General features: G+C 73.2%; 19 protein-coding genes. 16 read left to right on the top strand and 3 right to left on the bottom strand.

The genetic code is table 11. From position 1 onward, the window contains the following. Positions 1 to 11 precede the first annotated feature (11 nt). The 14 genes from ftsW (at position 12) to nrdR (ending at position 15,357) form a co-directional block, all read left to right on the top strand. Positions 12 to 1,304, top strand: coding sequence for a putative lipid II flippase FtsW (gene ftsW / locus AC0VX2_RS06695; protein WP_102708626.1), 1,293 nt, complete (start codon positions 12 to 14; stop codon positions 1,302 to 1,304). Then, the gene (murG, locus tag AC0VX2_RS06690) at positions 1,301 to 2,431 is read left to right on the top strand and encodes an undecaprenyldiphospho-muramoylpentapeptide beta-N-acetylglucosaminyltransferase (RefSeq protein ID WP_144819694.1); all 1,131 of its coding nucleotides are present in this window, start codon (positions 1,301 to 1,303) and stop codon (positions 2,429 to 2,431) included. Before ftsW ends, murG begins: the two co-directional genes overlap by 4 nt. Next, positions 2,428 to 3,915, top strand: a complete 1,488-nt coding sequence (gene murC, locus AC0VX2_RS06685; RefSeq protein WP_102708624.1) for a UDP-N-acetylmuramate--L-alanine ligase — start codon at positions 2,428 to 2,430, stop codon at positions 3,913 to 3,915. The genes murG and murC overlap by 4 nt, the downstream gene beginning before the upstream one ends. Beyond that, a complete protein-coding gene (locus AC0VX2_RS06680) occupies positions 3,912 to 4,691 on the top strand; it encodes a cell division protein FtsQ/DivIB (RefSeq protein WP_256598131.1) in 780 nt (259 codons plus the stop codon). The genes murC and AC0VX2_RS06680 overlap by 4 nt, the downstream gene beginning before the upstream one ends. A gap of 317 nt (positions 4,692 to 5,008) precedes the next feature. Next, positions 5,009 to 6,232, top strand: a complete 1,224-nt coding sequence (ftsZ, locus tag AC0VX2_RS06675; protein ID WP_475432434.1) for a cell division protein FtsZ — start codon at positions 5,009 to 5,011, stop codon at positions 6,230 to 6,232. Next, positions 6,229 to 7,050 carry a purine nucleoside phosphorylase YfiH/LACC1 family protein gene (locus tag AC0VX2_RS06670; RefSeq protein ID WP_060974345.1) on the top strand — a complete coding sequence of 274 codons (822 nt, stop codon included), beginning with the start codon at positions 6,229 to 6,231 and terminating at the stop codon, positions 7,048 to 7,050. Before ftsZ ends, AC0VX2_RS06670 begins: the two co-directional genes overlap by 4 nt. Further along, entirely contained in the window at positions 7,047 to 7,835 is a 789-nt protein-coding gene (locus AC0VX2_RS06665) for a YggS family pyridoxal phosphate-dependent enzyme (RefSeq protein WP_061867225.1), read from the top strand. The genes AC0VX2_RS06670 and AC0VX2_RS06665 overlap by 4 nt, the downstream gene beginning before the upstream one ends. A 110-nt stretch (positions 7,836 to 7,945) precedes the next feature. After that, the gene (locus tag AC0VX2_RS06660; protein WP_475432432.1) at positions 7,946 to 8,578 is read left to right on the top strand and encodes a cell division protein SepF; all 633 of its coding nucleotides are present in this window, start codon (positions 7,946 to 7,948) and stop codon (positions 8,576 to 8,578) included. Between the two features lie 7 nt (positions 8,579 to 8,585). Then, complete coding sequence (locus AC0VX2_RS06655) at positions 8,586 to 8,882, top strand: YggT family protein (RefSeq protein ID WP_049146938.1); 297 nt, start codon at positions 8,586 to 8,588, stop codon at positions 8,880 to 8,882. A 139-nt stretch (positions 8,883 to 9,021) separates the two neighbouring features. Then, positions 9,022 to 9,621, top strand: a complete 600-nt coding sequence (locus AC0VX2_RS06650; protein WP_475432430.1) for a DivIVA domain-containing protein — start codon at positions 9,022 to 9,024, stop codon at positions 9,619 to 9,621. 56 nt (positions 9,622 to 9,677) lie between these two features. Continuing rightward, a complete protein-coding gene (gene lspA / locus AC0VX2_RS06645; RefSeq protein ID WP_115166288.1) occupies positions 9,678 to 10,148 on the top strand; it encodes a signal peptidase II in 471 nt (156 codons plus the stop codon). A 4-nt stretch (positions 10,149 to 10,152) separates the two neighbouring features. After that, positions 10,153 to 11,115, top strand: a complete 963-nt coding sequence (locus AC0VX2_RS06640) for an RluA family pseudouridine synthase (RefSeq protein WP_475432428.1) — start codon at positions 10,153 to 10,155, stop codon at positions 11,113 to 11,115. Between the two features lie 107 nt (positions 11,116 to 11,222). Next, a complete protein-coding gene (gene dnaE / locus AC0VX2_RS06635; protein WP_475432426.1) occupies positions 11,223 to 14,819 on the top strand; it encodes a DNA polymerase III subunit alpha in 3,597 nt (1,198 codons plus the stop codon). A gap of 43 nt (positions 14,820 to 14,862) precedes the next feature. Next, positions 14,863 to 15,357, top strand: a complete 495-nt coding sequence (nrdR, locus tag AC0VX2_RS06630; protein WP_002855838.1) for a transcriptional regulator NrdR — start codon at positions 14,863 to 14,865, stop codon at positions 15,355 to 15,357. 158 nt (positions 15,358 to 15,515) lie between these two features. Here nrdR and ppgK read toward each other — a convergent pair whose 3' ends face one another. Beyond that, positions 15,516 to 16,340: a polyphosphate--glucose phosphotransferase gene (ppgK, locus tag AC0VX2_RS06625; protein WP_049146942.1), complete on the bottom strand. Its 825-nt coding sequence runs from the start codon at positions 16,338 to 16,340 to the stop codon at positions 15,516 to 15,518. A 21-nt stretch (positions 16,341 to 16,361) separates the two neighbouring features. Next, the gene (map, locus tag AC0VX2_RS06620) at positions 16,362 to 17,306 is read right to left on the bottom strand and encodes a type I methionyl aminopeptidase (RefSeq protein WP_082836650.1); all 945 of its coding nucleotides are present in this window, start codon (positions 17,304 to 17,306) and stop codon (positions 16,362 to 16,364) included. 36 nt (positions 17,307 to 17,342) lie between these two features. On the opposite strand from map, the gene AC0VX2_RS06615 reads away from it, so the two are divergent. Then, the gene (locus AC0VX2_RS06615) at positions 17,343 to 17,555 is read left to right on the top strand and encodes an SPOR domain-containing protein (RefSeq protein WP_036340724.1); all 213 of its coding nucleotides are present in this window, start codon (positions 17,343 to 17,345) and stop codon (positions 17,553 to 17,555) included. A gap of 68 nt (positions 17,556 to 17,623) precedes the next feature. On the opposite strand, the gene panB is transcribed toward AC0VX2_RS06615, so the two are convergent. Next, positions 17,624 to 18,487, bottom strand: coding sequence for a 3-methyl-2-oxobutanoate hydroxymethyltransferase (gene panB / locus AC0VX2_RS06610; protein WP_070708815.1), 864 nt, complete (start codon positions 18,485 to 18,487; stop codon positions 17,624 to 17,626). A 36-nt stretch (positions 18,488 to 18,523) separates the two neighbouring features. On the opposite strand from panB, the gene glnA reads away from it, so the two are divergent. Continuing rightward, complete coding sequence (gene glnA / locus AC0VX2_RS06605; protein WP_070708816.1) at positions 18,524 to 19,864, top strand: type I glutamate--ammonia ligase; 1,341 nt, start codon at positions 18,524 to 18,526, stop codon at positions 19,862 to 19,864. Positions 19,865 to 19,870 lie beyond the last annotated feature (6 nt).

Raw genomic sequence — 19,870 nt, 5'->3', positions numbered from 1 at the left:
TGAGGAGGGCCATGTCCCCGATCGAGCTCCGCCCGGTGCGCTCCGGCGCGGACGACGACGCCCCCGAGCATCGGGAGCGGCTCCTGCGCCGGATGTGGCGGGTCCTCGAGGGTCGCCGCGCCCTCGACCTGTCGGTCCTGCTCATCAGCGGCTGCACCGCCCTGCTCACGGTGCTGGGCCTCGTGATGGTGCTCTCCTCGTCCTCCGTCGAGGCGATCGGCACCGGCGGCGGCTCGTACGCCCTGTTCCTGCGCCAGACCGCCTGGGCGGTGGCGGGCGTGGCGGCCCTGCTCGTGTTCTCGCGCCTGCCGGTGCGCGTCTTCAAGGCGCTCGCCTGGCCGGCGTTCGGCGTGGCCGTGATCCTGCTCGCGCTGGTCGCGTTCTCCCCGCTCGGGGTCACCGTGGGCGGCAATCGCAACTGGCTCGGCATCGGCGGGTTCAGGATGCAGCCCTCCGAGGCCGCCAAGCTCGCCCTGGCCCTGTGGGCGGCGGCGGTCCTGGAGCGCAAGCACCGCCTTGTCACCCAGGTGCGGCACGCGCTGATCCCGGTGCTGCCCGGCGGCCTGCTGCTGCTGGTCCTGGTGATGGCGGGCAGCGACCTCGGGACCGCGATCATCCTCGCGCTCGTGCTGGCCACGGTGCTGTACGTGGCCGGCACCCACTGGGGGGTCTTCCTCACCTTCCTGGCGCTGAGCGTGCTGAGCATCCTGGCCCTGACCCTCCTCGCCCCGCACCGCATGGTCCGGGTGCAGGCCTGGCTGGGGGACTGCTCCGACGCCACCGACCCCTGCTTCCAGCCGGCGCACGGGATGTACGCCCTGGCCTCGGGCGGCTGGTGGGGCGCGGGCCTCGGCCAGTCCCGCCAGAAGTGGAGCTACATCCCGGAGGCCGAGAACGACTTCATCTTCACCATCCTCGGCGAGGAGCTCGGGCTCGTGGGCACGCTGGTGGTGCTGCTGGCCTACCTCGGCCTGGCGATCGGCATCTACCGCGTCGCCTCCGGGACCACGTCCACGTTCATCCGCCTGTCCACGTGGGGGATCCTGGCCTGGCTCGTGGGCCAGGCGGCCGTCAACATCGCGATGGTCTCCGGGATCATCCCCGTGGTGGGCGTCCCGCTGCCCTTCATCTCCTATGGTGGTTCCGCGCTGACCCTGTCCTTGAGCGCGGTCGGCATCGTGCTGGCCTTCGCCCGCCACGAGCGTCGCCGTGCAGCGGAACCGGACGCCCGCCCGCAGGCGGGCGAGCCGGACACCGACCCCGTCCCCGTGATCCCCACCCCCGCCCTCCAGGAGCCCCGATGACGCAGACCTCTCATCCCTCCGGACCCCTGCGGGTGGTGCTGGCCGGCGGCGGCACCGCCGGCCACATCTCCCCGATGCTCGCGATCGCCCGCGCCCTGGAGGACGACGACGGCGGTCCCGTCGAGTGCACCATGGTCGGCACCGCCTCCGGCATGGAGACGCGTCTCGTCCCCGAGGCGGGCTACGAGCTCGACCTGATCGACCGGGTCCCGATGCCGCGCCGCCCGTCGATGGACGTCGTCCGCTTCCCGGCCCGCATGCGCGCCGCGGTCGCCACGGCGGCCCGGATCCTGCGGGACCGGCGCGCCGACGTCGTCGTGGGCGTGGGCGGCTACGTCGCCACCCCCGTGTACCTCGCCGCGTTCCGGGCCGGTGTGCCCGTGGTGGTCCACGAGGCCAACGCCCGCCCCGGCCTGGCCAACCGCATCGGCGCCCTGCGGGCCACGCACGTCGGCACCGCCCTGCCGGACACCCACCTCCGCGGCGCCCGCTGGGTGGGCATGCCGATGCGCCCCGAGATCTCCGGCCTGGACCGGGCGGCCGCCCGCCGTGCCGCCCGTGAGGCCCTCGGCCTCGACCCGGACCGGACCACCGTCGTGGTGACCGGCGGCAGCTCGGGTGCGCTGGCCGTGAACCGCACCGTGCGCGCCGCGCTGGGCGACCTCCTCGACGCCGGTCTGCAGGTCTTCCACCTGACCGGGCGGGACAAGGCCCTCACCGAGGACGACGGCAGCCTCCTGGTCCGGGACGGCTACGTCCAGCGGGAGTACCTGGCGGGCATGGAGCAGGCCTACGCCGCCGCCGACCTGATCGTCGCCCGCTCGGGCGCCGGCACGGTCTGCGAGGTGTCCGCGGTCGGCCTGCCCGCCGTCTACCTCCCCCTGCCCATCGGCAACGGCGAGCAGGCGCTCAACGCCCGCCCCGTGGTGGAGGCGGAGGGTGCGCTGCTCGTCCGCGACGACGCCTTCGGGCGCGCGTGGGTGCAGCGTCAGCTGATCCCGCTGGCGACCGACCCCGAGCGTCTGGCGCGCATGGGGGAGGCGGCCGCCCGCTTCGGCGTCCGGGACGCGGACGTCACCATGGCCGGCCTCGTGCGCTCGGCCGCCCAGGAAGGAGCCCGGCGATGAGCCGCGACGAGAGCACCCGTCCCGCGGCCGAGGGCCGCTTCGCCGACCTGGGCCGCGTGCACCTGCTGGGGATCGGCGGCGTGGGCGTGTCGGGGGTCGCCCGCATCCTCCAGGAGCAGGGCGTCGCGGTGTCCGGCTCCGACGCGAAGGACCTGCCCGTAATGCGCGAGCTCGCCGCGGGCGGCGCCCGGATCACGGTCGGCTACGACGCCGCGCACCTCGGCCGGGACGTCACCACGGTGATCGCCTCCTCGATCGCCGGGCCGGGCAACCCGGAGCACGACGCCGCCGTGGCACGCGGACTGCGCGTGCTGCACCGTTCCGAGGGCCTCGCCCTGGCCATGCGCGGCCACCGGGTGCTGGCCGTCGCCGGCACGCACGGGAAGACCACCACGTCCTCCATGGCCGCCATGGCCTTCTCCGACGCCGGCTGGGACCCCACGTTCGCCGTCGGCGCCGCCGTCGCCGGGCTCGGCACCAACGCCCGGGCGGGCCGGGGCGAGTGGTTCATCGCGGAGGCCGACGAGTCCGACGGCACCCTGGTGAACTACCCGAGCACGATCGGGATCGTCACGACCGTGGAGGCCGACCACCTGGACCACTACGGGACCGAGGAGGCGGTGCACCAGGTCTTCCGGGACTTCGCGGGCGGGCTGCCAGCCGCCGCCCAGGGCGGGGTCCTCGTGGCCTGCCTCGACGACGCCGGCGCGGCGGAGCTCGCCGCGTGGGCCCGTGACAACGCGGCCGCCGACGTCGTGACCTACGGCACGGCGCCCCGCGACGGCGTGGTGCCGGACCTGCTGGTCACCGACCTCGCGGTGGAGCCGGGCGAGACCGGAGTGGGCCAGCGCGCCACGTTCCGGATGGCGGACGGGCCGGAGCGCACCCTGCACCTGCAGGTGCCCGGCCGGCACAACGCGCTGAACGCCGCCGCCGTGGTCCTGGCCGCCGTCCGGGCGGGCATGGCCTTCGAGGCCGCCGTGCGGGGCGTCGAGGCCTTCCGGGGCACGGCCCGCCGATTCGAGTTCTGTGGCGCCGCGCGCGGCGTGCGGGTCTTCGACGACTACGCGCACCATCCCACGGAGGTGGCCGCCGCGGTCTCCGCCGGCCGTGCCGTGGCCGGTGACGCCCGCGTGCACGTCCTGTTCCAGCCCCACCTGTTCTCCCGCACCCGGGACTTCGCCGCCGAGTTCGCCGCCGCCCTCTCCGGGGCGGACGTGGTGCGCGTGCTGCCCGTGTACGCGGCCCGGGAGGAGCCGATGCCCGGCGTCGACTCGTCCCTCATCGCCTCCCGCCTCACCACGGGTGCCGCCGAGGACCGTGTCGTCGCCGAGGACCGCGCCGAGGCGGTGCGCTCGCTCGCGGCGGGCGCCACGGCCGGCGACGTCGTCCTGACGATGGGCGCGGGGGACGTCACCGCCCTGGGTCCGGACCTGCTGGCCGAGCTCGGCCGGGACGCGGCGCCCGGCGTCGCCCACCCGTGAGGCGCGGCCGCGGGACGCCGCCGCCGGCCGGAACCGACGCCTCCACCGTCGTCCAGTTCCCGGGGCGCACCGCGCGCCGGCGCCGCGCCACCCGCTGGGGTGTGGCGGCCGCGGTGCTCGCGGTGCTGGGCGCCCTGGGCTGGGTCGTGCTCGTCTCGCCCGTGCTCGCGGTGGACCGCGTCGAGGTCACCGGCACCCGCCATGTCTCCGCCACCGCCGTCCAGGAGCGCCTGGAGCCCGTGTACGGCGTGCCGCTGTCCCGCGTCGGGGCCGGCCGTGTGGGCGAGCTGGTCGGCGGTCTGCCCGGGGTGGCCGAGGTCCAGACCGTGCCCCGCCTGCCCACCGGCCTGGAGGTCGTGGTCCGGGAGCACGAGGCGCGGGCCCGGCGGGACGGTGACGACGGCGCGCAGCTGCTGCTCGCGGACGGCACCGTCCTGACGAGAGTGCCGGAGGAGCGGCTCGAGGGCGAGGACCTCCCCGCGTTCTCGGAGGAGCTGGCGCAGCGGGCACAGGAGGAGCGCGCCGAGGTGGCCGAGGTGCTGGCCGCCCTGCCGGAGCCTGTGGCCGATCGTGTCGAGACCGCCGACTCCCGGGGCCCGGGCCAGGTCTATCTGGCGCTCGAGGGCGGGGTGACCCTGGTCTGGGGCGACGCGCAGGACGCCGGCCTCAAGGGGTCCGTGGCCGAGGCGTTCCTGGCGGACGAGCGGCACGGGTCCGCGGCGGGCGGCGTCGCCGAGATCGACGTCTCCGTTCCCACGCGGCCGATCACGCGCTGAACCGGGGCCACAGGAGTCTCCAGTAGAACGTGAAGGTGAAGGTCGGGGCGCCTGGTCTCGTGCGAGTCGGGGTGTCCTCACCGCGGAGGCTCGTCCTTCGAGTCTCACGTGAAAGTTGATGTTGAGGGCGTCTTTTCCGCGTGGACACGCCGTTTTCTTTTGCGCGTGACGCGGGCCTCCCAGTACGGTGGATCCGAACGCGCGCGAGGCTCGCTTCACGCTGTGCTTGAAGGTGTCCACCCCGGGTGGCCGCCGATCACCGGGGCGATGTGCCTCGCGCTGACCTCTCGAGATCTCGAACAAAGGGAACCAACACCGTGGCTGCACCCCAGAACTACCTGGCCGTCATCAAGGTCGTCGGCATCGGCGGCGGCGGCGTGAACGCCGTGAACCGCATGATCGAGGTGGGGCTTCGCGGCGTGGAGTTCATCGCCATCAACACGGACGCCCAGGCGCTGCTGATGTCGGACGCGGACGTGAAGCTGGACGTGGGCCGCGAGCTCACCCGTGGACTCGGCGCGGGCGCGAACCCCGAGGTCGGCCGCCAGGCCGCCGAGGACCACGCGGAGGAGATCGAGGAGGTCCTGCGGGGCGCGGACATGGTGTTCGTGACCGCGGGCGAGGGCGGCGGCACCGGCACCGGCGGAGCGCCCGTCGTGGCCCGCATCGCGCGCTCGCTCGGCGCCCTGACCATCGGCGTCGTGACCCGTCCGTTCACGTTCGAGGGCCGCCGTCGCGCCGGCTCCGCCGAGGCGGGCATCGACGCCCTGCGGGACGAGGTCGACACCCTCATCGTGATCCCGAACGACCGCCTGCTGTCCATCTCGGACCGCAACGTCTCGATCATGGACGCCTTCCGTCAGGCGGACCAGGTGCTCCTCTCCGGCGTCCAGGGCATCACCGACCTGATCACCACCCCGGGCCTGATCAACCTCGACTTCGCGGACGTGAAGTCCGTGATGCAGGGCGCGGGCTCCGCGCTCATGGGCATCGGCCACGCGCAGGGCGAGGACCGCGCCGTCAAGGCGGCCGAGCTGGCGATCGCCTCGCCGCTGCTCGAGGCCTCCATCGACGGCGCGTACGGCGTGCTGCTCTCCATCCAGGGCGGCTCCGACCTCGGCCTCTTCGAGATCAACGAGGCCGCGCGACTGGTCCAGGAGGTCGCCCACCCGGAGGCCAACATCATCTTCGGCGCGGTCATCGACGACGCCCTCGGCGACGAGGTGCGCGTGACCGTGATCGCCGCGGGTTTCGACAAGGTGGACGTCACCTCCGCCCCGGCCGCCCCGCAGGCCGCGCAGCAGCAGCAGGCGGCCCCGCAGCGGGCCGCGGCCCCCGCGCAGCCGCAGCCCGTCCCCGCCCAGCCGCAGCCGGCCGCCCCGGCCCCGCCGCAGCAGGCCGAGCGCCCCGCCGTGCGCGGCACCGTGCCGCTGGCCCCGCAGGAGCAGCAGCCGCGCCGCCAGCAGGACCTGCCCACCGTGGTGGAGCCGGACCTCGGCGCCGGGTCCTCGGACCTGGACGTCCCGGACTTCCTCAAGTGACGGCCGCGGAGGGGCCGGCCGGGACCACACGGGTCCCCGCCGGCCCCTTCGTGCACCGCGAGACCGTCCGCACCGCGACGGGCGCCGTGCACGTCGCCTGGACCTCCGTGGCCGCCGGCAACCTCGCGCTGCACGTGGTCCCGCCGGACGAGGCCGAGGGGCTCGCTCGCGTCAGCGCCGCCCGTCGCGCCCTGGAGCGCGTGATGGGGGTCCCCGAGGGCGCCACGCTCTATCTGGACCAGGTGCACTCGGCCGACGTCGTGTGGGCGGACGGGCCCGGGCGCGGCGGTGCCCCGGCCCCCGTGGCCGACGCCGCCGTGAGCCGCGACGGGTCCCGGCCGCTGGCCGTCATGGTGGCCGACTGCCTCCCCGTGGTCCTCGTCGACGAGACGACCGGCGCGACCGCCGTGGCCCACGCCGGGCGACGCGGGCTGCTGGAGGGCGTCCTGGAGGCGACCGTCGATCGGCTGCTCTCCCTGCGTCCGGAGGCCGACCGAGCCGGTCCCGGCCTGCGCGCCTGGATCGGCCCCGGCGTGTGCGGCCGCTGCTACGAGGTGCCCGCGGCCATGCGCGACGACGCCGCCGCCCGCCTCCCGGCGACCGCCGCCACCACGTCCTGGGGCACCCCCGCCCTCGACCTGCCCGCCGGCGCCGCGGAGGTCCTCCGTGCCCGCGGGGTGGCCGCCGCGACGATCGACGTGTGCACGCGGGAGGACGAGCGCCTGTTCTCGCACCGTCGGGCGCCCGGTGAGGGCCGGTTCGCCGGCCTCGTCTGGCGCGCCGACCCCGACGCCACCACCCCGAGAGGAGACGCATGACCGCCCCCGCCACCGCCGGGCCGACCCCGACGGACCCCCGCGCCCGGGAGATCGCCGACGCGCTCGCCGCGGTGCACTCCCGCATCGCCGACGCCGCGCGGGACGCCGGGCGCGAGGCGGAGCCCGCGCTCGTCGTCGTGACCAAGACCCACCCCGCCGAGGACGTCGTGCGCCTCGCCGCGCTCGGCGTGACCGACGTGGGGGAGAACCGCGACCAGGAGGCCCGGCCCAAGGCCGAGGCCGTCGCCGCGGCCCTGGGGGCGGACGCCCCGCGCTGGCACTTCGTGGGCCAGCTGCAGACCAACAAGGCCAAGTACGTGGTGCGCTACGCGTCCGTGGTGGAGTCGGTGGACCGACCCGAACTGGCCGAGGCGCTCTCGCGGGCGCTCGTGCTGCGGCGCGAGCGCGAGCCCGAGGCCGCGATCCCCGACCTGGAGTGCCTCGTGCAGGTGGACGTCGACGACCGCGCCGACGAGGACCGTCCCGAGGGGATCGGTCCGCGCGGCGGCGCCCGCCCCGAGGACGTCGCCGCCCTCGCGGCCGTCGTCGCCGGCCTGCCGGGTCTGCGGCTGGGCGGGCTGATGTGCGTGGCACCGCGCGGCCTGGACCCGGAGGACGCGTTCCGCCGGCTCGCCGCTCTCGGCGCGCGCGTGCGGCAGACGCATCCGGAGGCCACCGCGCTGTCCATGGGGATGAGCGCGGACCTCGAGGCGGCCGTGCGCGCCGGGGCGACACAGGTGCGCATCGGCTCCGACGTTCTGGGGGCCCGGGACGCGGTGGGCTAACGTTGACCCCGCGCGTCCCGGCGGGACGCGACAGGACCGTGCGGACGCATGCGCACCGACGACGAACGACGGCGGCCCCCGGGGCCGGAGGACGTGGTGAAGGAAGACTCATGGCTGGTGCCCTGAAGAAGACGATGATCTACCTCGGCCTGGCCGACGGCGATGAGTACGACGAGCAGCCCCGTGCCACCGAGCGGGAGGCCGCGCCCCGACACGAGGTCGTCGAGGCGCGCCGCCCCGCGGAGCCGGACACCGACCCCCACATGGAGGCCGTCCGCCCGACTGCGGTCCGCGATCCCGAGCCGGCCGAGCGGCCGGAGCCCGTGACCCCGTCCGGCTCCACCGCGGCCGATCCCGTCGAACCCCGGCGTCCGGCGCGTCCCGAGCCGGTCGACCCGGGCTACCGGGCCCCGGTGACCCCCATCAAGCGAGCCGCAGCGTCGTCTGCCGAAGGAGCCTCCGTGCACACCCTGTCCACCGTCCACCCCCGCTCCTACAACGACGCGAAGGCGATCGGCGAGGCCTTCCGCTCCGGCGTCCCCGTGATCATGAACGTGACCGACCTCGGTGAGAACGAGGCCAAGCGCCTCGTGGACTTCGCGGCCGGCCTCGTCTTCGGCCTGCACGGCTCGATCTCCCGCATCACCAGCAAGGTGTTCCTGCTGACCCCGGCCACCGTGGACGTCGTCGGCGCCGAGCAGGGCGAGTCCGGCGCGGTCGACTCCCCGTTCGACGGCGACTGAGGCGCCCATGCAGCTGCTCCTCGCCCTCGCCTACCTCGCCCTGACGGTGGTGCTCGCGGCGCTGACCGTGCGGATCGTCCTGGACGTCACGCAGTCGTTCGCCCGCCACTGGCGCCCCACCGGGGCGGCCCTCGTGCTGGCCAGCGGCGTGTACGGGGCCACCGACCCGTTGCTGCGCCCCGTGCGTCGTGCCGTGCCGCCGGTGAACCTGGGCGGCATCGGCCTGGACGTGGCCTTCCTCATCGTGTTCCTCGGCGTCGTCCTGCTGCGGGTCCTGGTGCTGAGCCTGGCCGGCGTGGCCTGACCCGCGGCCCGGGGCGGCTGTCGGCCCCGGTGGTAGTCTTCGCGGCAGGATCGGCGCCGCCCCTCACCGGCGCGCCGGCCGTCGACGCGCCGGGCCGCCCGGCCGTCCCCGAGCACCGAGCAGAGAGCGAGACGGTTCCATGGCGCTGTCCTGGGAAGACGTGGTCAACAAGCAGTTCCAGCCCACGAAGTTCCGCGAGGGCTACGACCAGACCGAGGTGGATGACTTCCTCGACGAGATCGTGGCGGAGTTCAAGCGCCTGATCGCCCTCAACGAGCAGCTCGAGTCCGAGAACGCGGAGCTGCGCGCCGGCGGCGCCGCCCCGGCCGCCGGCCCCGCTGCGGACACCCCGCAGGCCGCCGCGACGCCGGCCTCCGCCGAGGAGTCGGCCCCGGCCGCCGCCCCCGAGTCCGCCGACGCGGCCGCGACCTCCGCCGCCGGCGTCCTGGCCATGGCCCAGCGGCTGCACGACGAGCACGTCGCCGCGGGCGAGCAGCGCAGCACCGAGCTCGTGGCCGAGGCCGAGGCCACCGCGGCCCGGCTCGTCAGCGACGCCGAGGAGCAGAAGGCCCGCACCCTCGAGGCCCTGGCCGAGGAGAAGGCCGGTCTGGAGGGCGAGGTCGAACAGCTGCGCAGCTTCGAGACCGACTACCGCAGCCGCCTCACCTCCTACATCGAGGGCCAGCTGCGGGAGATCCGCGCCCAGAAGCGCGTCGAGCCCCCCACGCCCACGGCGTGAGTCGTGCCGTCGACGCCGCGCCGGCCCCGCGATCCCCTCGCGCGGGCCGGCGAGCCGTGCTCACCGCCCTCATCGTGGCGGTGCTGGCCTACGCCCTCGACCAGCTGACCAAGTACGCGGTCGAGAGCACGATGCAGCTGGGGGACTCCGTCACGGTGATCCCCGGGGTGCTGCGCTGGCACTACATCCTGAACCCGGGCGCGGCCTTCTCCATCGGCGAGGACCACACCTGGGTGTTCACCGTCATCCAAGCCGTGGTGGCGGTGGCCGCCCTCGTCGGGATCGCCCGCGTGCGCTCGACGCCGTGGGCCCTGGCGCTGGGCGGGCTCGCCGGCGGCGTGCTCGGCAACCTCACGGACCGGCTGTTCCGGCCCCCGGCGTTCGGGCGCGGCCACGTGGTCGACATGATCTCCGTGCCGCACTTCGCGATCTTCAACGTGGCGGACTCGTTCATCGTCTGCTCCGTCATCGGCGTCGCCCTGCTCGTGATGACCGGCCGCCGCCTGGACGGCACACGGGAGGCGTGAGGACATGGGCATGAGACCGGGACTGACCGAGCGGCTCGAGGTCACCGAGGCCGAGGCGGGCCGGCGGGTCGACGCGGTGCTCGCCGACGCGTTCGGCATCTCACGATCGCTGCTGGCGGACTGGTTCTCCCGGGGCCTGGTGCGGGCCGAGTCGCGCTCCGGCCGCCGGGACCGCGTCCTGGCCAAGTCCGCGAAGGCCGTGGCGGGGGAGACCCTCGCCGTCGACGTCCCCGACGACCCCGACCCCCTGGAAGTGAGGGCAGAGCGCGTGGACGCGCTGAGCATCCTGTACGAGGACGAGGACCTGGTGGCCGTGGACAAGCCCACCGGCGTGGCCGCACACCCCTCGCCCGGCTGGGTCGGGCCCACCGTGGTGGGCGCCCTGGCCGCCCTCGGCTACGACATCACCACCTCGGGCGCCCCCGAGCGCCAGGGGATCGTGCACCGGCTCGACGTCGGCACCACCGGGGTCATGGTCGTGGCCAAGACCGAGCGCGCCTACACGGCCATGAAGGACCAGTTCCGCGAGCGCGTGCCGGAGAAGGTCTACCACGCCGTGGTCCAGGGCATCCCGGACCCGCTGAGCGGCACCGTGGACGCGCCCATCGGGCGGCATCCCGGCCATCACTGGAAGTTCGCGGTGCTCGACGACGGCCGGCCGTCCGTGACCCACTACGAGACGCTCGAGGTGTTCGGCCGGGCCACCCTGCTCGAGGTCCACCTGGAGACCGGGCGCACCCACCAGATCCGCGTGCACACCTCGGCGCTGCGCCACCCGTGCGTCGGCGACCTCACGTACGGGGCGGATCCGCGACTGGCGGCCGAGCTCGGGCTGACCCGCCAGTGGCTGCACGCCCACCGGCTGGCGTTCCCGCACCCGGTCACGGGGGAGCCGGTGACGATCACCTCCCCGTATCCGGACGACCTCGCCCACGCCCTGGCGGCGCTGCGCGGCGACGAGGACTGAGCCGGCACCGTCGACGAGACCCCCGTCCCGGTCCGGCCCCGCCGCCCGGGCACCACGAGTAGGCTGGTGCGGCCCCGCCGTCCTCCCCGTCGAAAGGCCCACCCCGCATGACCGTGTCCGCCGACGCCCGCGCCGACGCCGTGAAGGACGGCGGCTTCGTCCACCTGCACACGCACACCGAGTACTCCATGCTCGACGGCGCCGCGAAGCTGGACGACCTGTTCGCCGAGGCTCAGCGGCTGGGCATGGACTCGCTGGCCATCACGGACCACGGCTACCTCTTCGGCGCCTACGACTTCTGGTCCAAGGCGAAGGCGGCGGGCGTCAAGCCGATCATCGGGCTCGAGGCCTACGTGGCCCCCGGGCATCAGCACCGCACGGACAAGGAGAAGACCCGCTGGGGCGAGCCCCACCAGCGGGGGGACGACGTGTCCGGCGGCGGTGCGTACACGCACATGACGCTGCTGAGCGAGACCACCGAGGGGATGCACAACCTGTTCCGGATGGGCTCGATCGCCTCGCTGGACTCGGTGTACGCCAAGTGGCCGCGGCTGGACCGGGAGCTGCTGAGCCAGTACTCGAAGGGCCTGATCGCCACCACGGGCTGCCCCTCCGGCGAGGTGCAGACGCGCCTGCGCCTGGGCCAGTACCGGGAGGCGATGCAGGCGGCCTCGGACTTCCGGGACATCTTCGGCAAGGACAACTACTACTGCGAGATCATGCACCACGGCCTCGACATCGAGCGCCGGGTGATGACGGACCTGCGCCGGCTCGCCAAGGACCTGGGCCTGCCGTTCGTGGCCACGAACGACCTGCACTACACCCACGAGCACGACGCCAAGGCGCACGAGGCGCTGCTGGCCCTGCAGTCGGGCTCGAAGCTCAACGAGCCCAGCTACGACCAGGGCGGCTCCCGCTTCGCGTTCTCCGGCACCGAGTACTACCTGAAGTCCCCGCGGCAGATGCGCGAGCTCTTCGCGGAGCTGCCCGAGGCCTGCGACAACACGCTGCTCATCGCCGAGCGGTGCGAGGTCGAGTTCGACACGAAGGCCAACTACATGCCGGTCTTCCCCACGCCGGAGGGCGAGGACGAGACCAGCTGGCTCATCAAGGAGGTCGCCTCCGGTCTGGCCTACCGCTACCCGGACGGCGTGCCGGACCACGTGCGCAAGCAGGCGGACTACGAGCTGGACGTCATCATCTCGATGGGCTTCCCCGGGTACTTCCTCGTCGTGGCCGACTTCATCAACTGGGCCAAGGAGAACGGCATCCGGGTGGGCCCGGGCCGTGGCTCGGGCGCCGGATCGATGGTGGCGTACGCGCTGCGCATCACGGACCTGGACCCGCTCAAGCACGGGCTGATCTTCGAGCGGTTCCTCAACCCGGACCGCGTGTCCATGCCCGACTTCGACGTCGACTTCGACGACCGCCGTCGCTCCGAGGTGATCGACTACGTCACCCGCAAGTACGGCGACGAGCGCGTCACCATGATCGTCACGTACGGCACCATCAAGACCAAGCAGGCCCTGAAGGACTCGGCCCGCGTGATGGACCAGCCGTTCTCGATGGGCGAGTCCCTCACCAAGGCGCTGCCGCCGGCGGTGATGGCCAAGGACATCCCGCTCAAGGACATCGAGGACCCCGCGGCCCCGCGCTACGGGGAGGCCGCGCCCTTCCGCGCGCTGATCGCCACGGACCCGGTGGCGAAGGAGGTCTTCGAGACCGCCAAGGGCCTCGAGGGTCTGAAGCGGCAGTGGGGCGTGCACGCGGCCGGCGTGATCATGTCCTCGGTGCCGGTGATCGACGTCATCCCGATCATGCGTCGTCTCCAGGACGGCCAGGTCATCACCCAGTTCGACTACCCGATGGCGGAGTCCCTGGGCCTGATCAAGATGGACTTCCTGGGGCTGCGCAACCTCACGATCATCTCGGACGCGCTCGAGAACGTGAAGGCGAACCAGGGCGTGGACCTGGACCTGGAGACCCTCGACGTGGACGACCCGGCGGCCTACGAGCTGCTGGCCCGCGGCGACACCCTCGGCGTGTTCCAGCTCGACGGCGGCCCCATGCGCTCGCTGCTGAAGATGATGCGCCCGGACAACTTCGAGGACATCTCGGCGACCATCGCCCTGTACCGCCCCGGCCCCATGGGCGCGAACTCGCACACCAACTACGCGCTGCGCAAGAACGGGCAGCAGGAGATCACCCCGATCCACCCGGAGCTGGAGGAGCCGCTGCGGGAGATCCTGGACACCACCTACGGCCTGATCGTGTATCAGGAGCAGGTCATGGCGATCGCCCAGAAGGTGGCGGGCTACTCGCTCGGCCAGGCCGACATCCTGCGCCGCGCGATGGGCAAGAAGAAGAAGTCGGAGCTGGACAAGCAGTACGAGGCGTTCCACCAGGGCATGCTGGACCGCGGCTACTCGGAGGCCGCGGTGAAGGCCCTGTGGGACATCCTGCTGCCCTTCTCGGACTACGCGTTCAACAAGGCGCACTCGGCCGCCTACGGCCTGGTCTCCTACTGGACGGCCTACCTCAAGGCGCACTACCCGGCGGAGTACATGGCGGCGCTGCTCACCTCGGTGGGCGACGACAAGGACAAGCTGGCCATGTACCTCAACGAGTGCCGCCACATGGGCATCACGGTGCTGCCCCCGGACGTGAACGAGTCCCACCTGACCTTCACCCCCGTCGGCCGGGACATCCGCTTCGGCATGGGCGCCGTCCGCAACGTGGGCGCCAACGTGGTCAAGGGCATGGTCCAGGCGCGCGAGGACAAGGGCTCGTACACGGGCTTCGGCGACTTCCTGGCGAAGGTGCCGCTCGTGGTGTGCAACAAGCGCACCATCGAGTCCATGATCAAGGCCGGCGCCTTCGACTCCCTCGGCTACGCCCGCCGCGCCCTGCTGGCCGTGCACGAGGAGGCCGTGGACGCCACCGTGGCGCAGAAGCGCAAGGAGGATCACGGCGAGTTCACCTTCGACCTGTTCGCGCTCGGCGGCGGCGACGAGGACGACTCCGACGCCGCGGACGGCGTCGCCGTCCCGGACCTGCCGGAGTGGGCGAAGAAGGAGAAGCTCGCGTTCGAGCGCGAGATGCTGGGCCTGTACGTGTCCGACCATCCGCTGCAGGGCCTCGACGGCGTCCTGGCCCAGCACGCCGACGTCCAGATCACCCGCGTGCTCGACGACGACGGGCCCGCCGACGGCGCGATCGTCACCATCGCGGGCCTGATCACCACGCTCGAGCGCCGCATCGCCAAGTCCTCGGGCAACGCGTACGCGCGCTGCGAGATCGAGGACCTCGGCGGCTCGATGGACGTCATGTTCTTCGGCCAGGTGTATGCGCCCATCGCGATGATGCTGGCCGAGGACCTCGTCGTCGCCGTCAAGGGCAGGGTGCAGCGCCGGGACGACGGGTCGGTGTCCCTGTCGGCGATGGAGCTGACCATCCCGGAGCTCTCGGACGGCCCCGGCGGCCCCGTGCGGATCACGCTGCCCGCGTTCAAGGCCACGGAGCAGGTCATGGGCCAGCTGGCGGACGTGCTGCGCACCCACGAGGGCTCCTCGGAGGTGCGGCTGTCCCTGGTGGGCCAGCGTGCCACGCAGGAGTTCCAGCTGGGCCCGCAGTTCCGGGTGAGCCCGAACCCGGCGCTGTTCGGGGACCTCAAGATCCTGCTGGGTCCGGCCTGCCTCGGCTGAGCGGACGTAGCATGGGAGTGCCCCGCCCAGGAGGAGAGAGCTGATGCACTGCCCGTTCTGCCGTCATGAGGACTCGCGCGTGGTGGATTCACGCTCCCTCGACGACGGCTCCGCCATCCGTCGGCGTCGGCAGTGTCAGGCCTGCGGGAAGCGGTTCACCACCATGGAGACCACCGCCCTGACCGTCGTCAAGCGCTCCGGGGTGGCGGAGCCGTTCGACCGCTCCAAGGTGATCAACGGCGTCCGGAAGGCGTGCCAGGGGCGGCCGGTGACGAGCGACGACCTGGCCATGCTCGCCCAGGAGGTCGAGGAGACGGTCCGTGCCACGGGCAACGCCGAGGTGGACGCCCACGACGTCGGCCTGGCCATCCTCGATCCGCTGCGCCGTCTCGACCAGGTGGCCTTCCTGCGCTTCGCCTCCGTCTACCGGGACTTCGAGTCCCTCGACGACTTCGAGGAGGCCATCGCCGAGCTCCGGGCCGGTGACGGGGACGACCGCGGCCGTCCCGCCGTGCAGCCGCGGCTGTTCACCCGCTGACCTGGGCCGATGCGACGGCGCGGCCGGGATCGACGCTGCAGTGGTGCGCACGGCCTCCAGGCGCTACAGTGATCTCCGGGTCGACCTCGGTCGGCCCGGCAAGACTGCCGAGGGCGGTTCCGGAGGGGAAGCCGGAACCGCCCTCGGTGTCTGCGCCCTCAGTTGCCGTCGGCGAGCGAGCCGTGCGCGGCCAGGGCGGCGCCCACGATGCCCGCGTTGTTCTGCAGCTGGGCCGGGACGATCGGGGTGCGCAGGCGCAGCAGCGGCAGGTAGTCGTCCGGCCGCTTGGAGATGCCGCCGCCGACGATGAACAGGTCGGGCGAGAAGATCCGCTCCACGTGGGAGAAGAAGCGCTGCAGTCGCTCGGCGTACTCGGCCCAGCTGAGCTGATCGCGCTCCCGGGCCTTCGCGGAGGCCCGCGACTCGGCCATCACGCCGTCGAGCTCCAGGGATCCGACCTCGAAGTTCGGGACGAGCACGCCGTCGTGGATCATCGCGCCGCCGATGCCGGTGCCGAGCGTGATCACGTGCACCAGGCCGCGCACGCCCCGCCCGGCCCCGTAGCGGGCCTCCGCGAGGCCGGCCGCGTCGGCGTCGTTGACCACGGTCACGGGGCGGCGCAGGTGCTCCTCGAACGTGCCGCGCAGATCGGTGCCGATCCACGAGTGGTCGATGTTGTTCGCGGACAGGCACACCCCGTCCTTGACGATCGAGGGGAAGCACACGCCCAGCGGGGCGGAGGGCTTCGGCGCCTTCTCGCGCCCGTCGAGCTCGGCGGTGATGGCCGCCAGGGTCGCCGCCACTGGCTCGGGCATGGCCGGCTGCGGCGTGGGGATGCGGAAGCGGTCCCCGCGCAGGGTGCCGGCCTTCGGCCCCGACCCGAGGCGGACCAGGCCGCCCTTCATGCCGGTCCCCCCGACGTCGATGCCGATCGTCGTGGGGTATTTGGAGGAGCGCTGGGCGGTGCTGGTGTGCGTCGTCACGGCCCCCAGCTTAGTGCCGGGTCACGGCAGCGTGAGAATCTCCGCGCCGTCGTCCGTGACCACGATCGTGTGCTCGAACTGCGCGGTGCGACGGCGGTCGCGGGTCACCACGGTCCAGCCGTCGTCCCACTGGTCCCACTCGATCGTGCCGAGGGTGAGCATCGGCTCGATGGTGAACACCATGCCGGGCACGAGCAGGCGGTCGTGGGCCGGGGCCGCGTCGTAGTGGGGGATCACGAGGCCGGAGTGGAAGTCCACGCCCACGCCGTGGCCGATGAAGTCGCGCACCACGCCGTAGCCGAAGCGCTTGGCGTAGGACTCGATGGCGCGGCCGATCACGTTGACCTGACGGCCGGGCTTCACGGCGCGGATGCCGCGGCGCAGGGCCTCCTCGGTGCGCTCGACGAGCAGCCGGGACTCCTCGTCCACGTCGCCGACCAGGTAGGTGCGGTTGTGGTCCCCGTGGACGCCGTCCAGGTACGCGGTGATGTCCAGGTTGACGATGTCCCCGTCCTCCAGGACGGTGCCGTCCGGGATGCCGTGGCAGATGACCTCGTTGATCGAGGTGCAGATGGACCGCGGGAAGCCGCGGTAGCCCAGGCAGGACGGGTAGGCGCCGCGCTCCACGAGGAAGGCGTGCGCGATCCGGTCCAGCTCGTCCGTGGTGACGCCCGGGCGGATGTGGGCGGCGGTGTGCTCCATGGCCTGCGCGGCCAGGCGGCCGGCGGCGCGGATCCGCTCGATGCCGGCGGCGTCGTAGACGTCCGAGGCGTTGCCCTCGTCCGGGGTGGCCTTGCCGACGTACTCGGGGCGCGGGATCGCGGCCGGCACGGGCGGGGCGGGGGACGGGGCCCCGGGCGTCAGAGTGCCGACGGGGGCGAGCGACCCGGGCTCCGGTGCGGTGGGGCCCGCGGGGCGGGGACCGTTGTGGCTGGACGGGACGGCGGGGTTCTGACGCTGGGACATGTCCTCCAGCCTATCGGCCCGGCTATTGTGGCCCCCATGACCGAGACGAGCGAGTTCTGGTACAACGTCAACACGCATCAGGTGGAGGTGGGCGCCCAGTCGGACTGGTCCCAGCTGCTGGGCCCGTTCGGCACCCGTGAGGAGGCCCAGGCCGCGATGGACCGCGTGCGGGCGAACAACGAGGCCGCCGACGCGGAGGACGCGCGCGACGACGACTGGGACAGCCGTCCCGTCGATGACGCCTCCTGACCGCGGCACCGGACGACACCGGGCCCCCGTCCTGAGGGACGGGGGCCCGGTCGTCTCAGGGGGCGGGTTCAGCCCTCGAAGCCGTGCTCCGGGGCCGGGAACGCGCCGTCGAGCACGTCCGCGCGATAGGCCCGGACCGCCTCACCCACGACCTCGTGCAGGCGGGCGTACTGACGGACGAACCGGGGCACCCGGCCCTCGCGCAGGCCGAGCATGTCCTGCCACACGAGCACCTGGCCCGTGGTGCCCGGGCCCGCGCCGATGCCCACGGTGGGCACCCGCAGCGCGGCGTCGACGGCGGCGGCGACGTCCGAGGGGACCATCTCCATCAGGACGGCGAACGCCCCCGCGGCCTCGAGGGCCCGGGCCGACGCCGTCATCCGCTCGGCCGCCCCCGCGCCGCGGCCCTGCACCCGGTAGCCGCCGAGCACGTGCTCGGACTGCGGGGTGAAGCCGATGTGGGCCATGACCGCGACGCCGGCTGCCGTCATCGCGGCCACGTGCTCGGCGAAGCGCTCGTCGCCCTCCACCTTGACGGCGTGCGCGCCGGACTCCTTCACGAGGCGCACGGCCGACTCGACGGCCTGCCGCGGGGAGGCCTCGTACGAGCCGAAGGGCAGGTCCGCGACCACGAGGGCACGCTCGGCACCGCGCACCACGGCCTGGGTGAACAGGATCATCTGGTCCAGGGTGACCGGCAGGGTGGTGGGATGGCCCAGCACGGTGTTGCCCACCGAGTCGCCCACGAGCAGCACCTCGACGCCGGCCTCGTCGAACAGGGCCGCCGTCATCGCGTCGTAGGTGGTGAGCATCGCGAAGCGCCGGCCCTCGTCCTTGGCCCGCTGCAGGTGGACCGTCCGGTACCGGGACGGGGCGGGCGGCCCGTAGGGGGCGGTGTCGTCAGGCTGCCGGGGGGACTGGGGAGCAGACATGGGCCGGAGTCTACGCGGCGCGTCTAGAGTGGCGGCATGGATCGACAGCAGGACTACGTGCTCCGCACCATCGAGGACCGGGACGTCAGGTTCGTCCGGCTCTGGTTCACGGACGTGATCGGTACGCTGAAGTCGGTGGCCCTGTCTCCGGCCGAGGTGGAGAACGCCTTCACGGAGGGCCTGGGCTTCGACGGCTCCTCGATCGACGGATACACCCGCATCTCGGAGTCGGACATGCTGCTGCAGCCCGATCCCTCGACCTTCCAGATCCTGCCCTGGCGCGGCGACCAGGGACAGAGCTCCCGGATGTTCTGCGACGTGCTCACCCCGGACGGCCGCCCCGCCCCCGCCGACCCGCGGCACGTGCTGCGCCGCGTGCTGGACCGGGCCGCGGACCAGGGCTTCACGTGCTTCACCCACCCGGAGATCGAGTTCTACCTCCTGCAGTCGGACCAGCCCGGCCCGGACGGGGAGCCGGTGCCCGTGGACCGCGCGGGCTACTTCGACAACGTGCCCGGCTCCGACGCGGCCGACTTCCGCCGCGACGCCGTCAGCCTCCTCGAGGGCATGGGCATCTCCGTCGAGTTCAGCCACCACGAGAACGGCCCCGGCCAGAACGAGATCGACCTGCGCGCGGCGGACGCGCTCACGACGGCGGACAACGTGATGACCTTCCGGACCGTCGTCAAGGAGGTCGCCGCCGCCCAGGGCACGTACGCCACGTTCATGCCCAAGCCGTTCTCCGAGCACCCCGGCTCGGGCATGCACACCCACATCTCCCTCTTCGAGGGCGACTCCAACGCCTTCTACGACCCCGCGGACGAGTTCCGGCTCTCCGTGACGGGCCGCCGGTTCATCGCGGGCCTGCTGCGCCACTCCGTGGAGATCAGCGCCGTCACCCACCAGTTCGTGAACTCCTACAAGCGCCTGTGGGGCGGCGGCGAGGCGCCCTCGTACGTCTCCTGGGGCCACAACAACCGTTCCGCGCTCGTGCGCGTGCCCCTGTACAAGCCGGACAAGGCCGGCTCGGCCCGCATCGAGTACCGCGGCATCGACGCCTCGGCCAACCCGTACCTGGCCTACGCCCTGCTGATCGCGGCCGGGCTCAAGGGCATCGAGGAGGGCTACGAGCTGCCCGAGTCCGCCGCCGAGGACGTCAGCGCGCTGACCACCCACGAGCGGCGCGTGCTCGGCCACGTCCCCCTGCCCGGCACCCTGCACGACGCCCTGCGCGCCGCCGAGGAGTCCGAGTTCGTGGCATCCGTGCTGGGCGAGCACGTCTTCGACGCCCTGCTGCGCAACAAGCGCCAGGAATGGGACGACTACCGGGTGGAGGTCACGCCGTACGAGCTGCGGCGCTACCTCTCCGGCCTCTGAGGCGCC

The organism is Micrococcus sp. iso_239, assembly GCF_056173395.1.
Note: the sequence above shows the minus strand (reverse complement) of the source record. Positions and strands in the feature narration are given on the sequence as shown.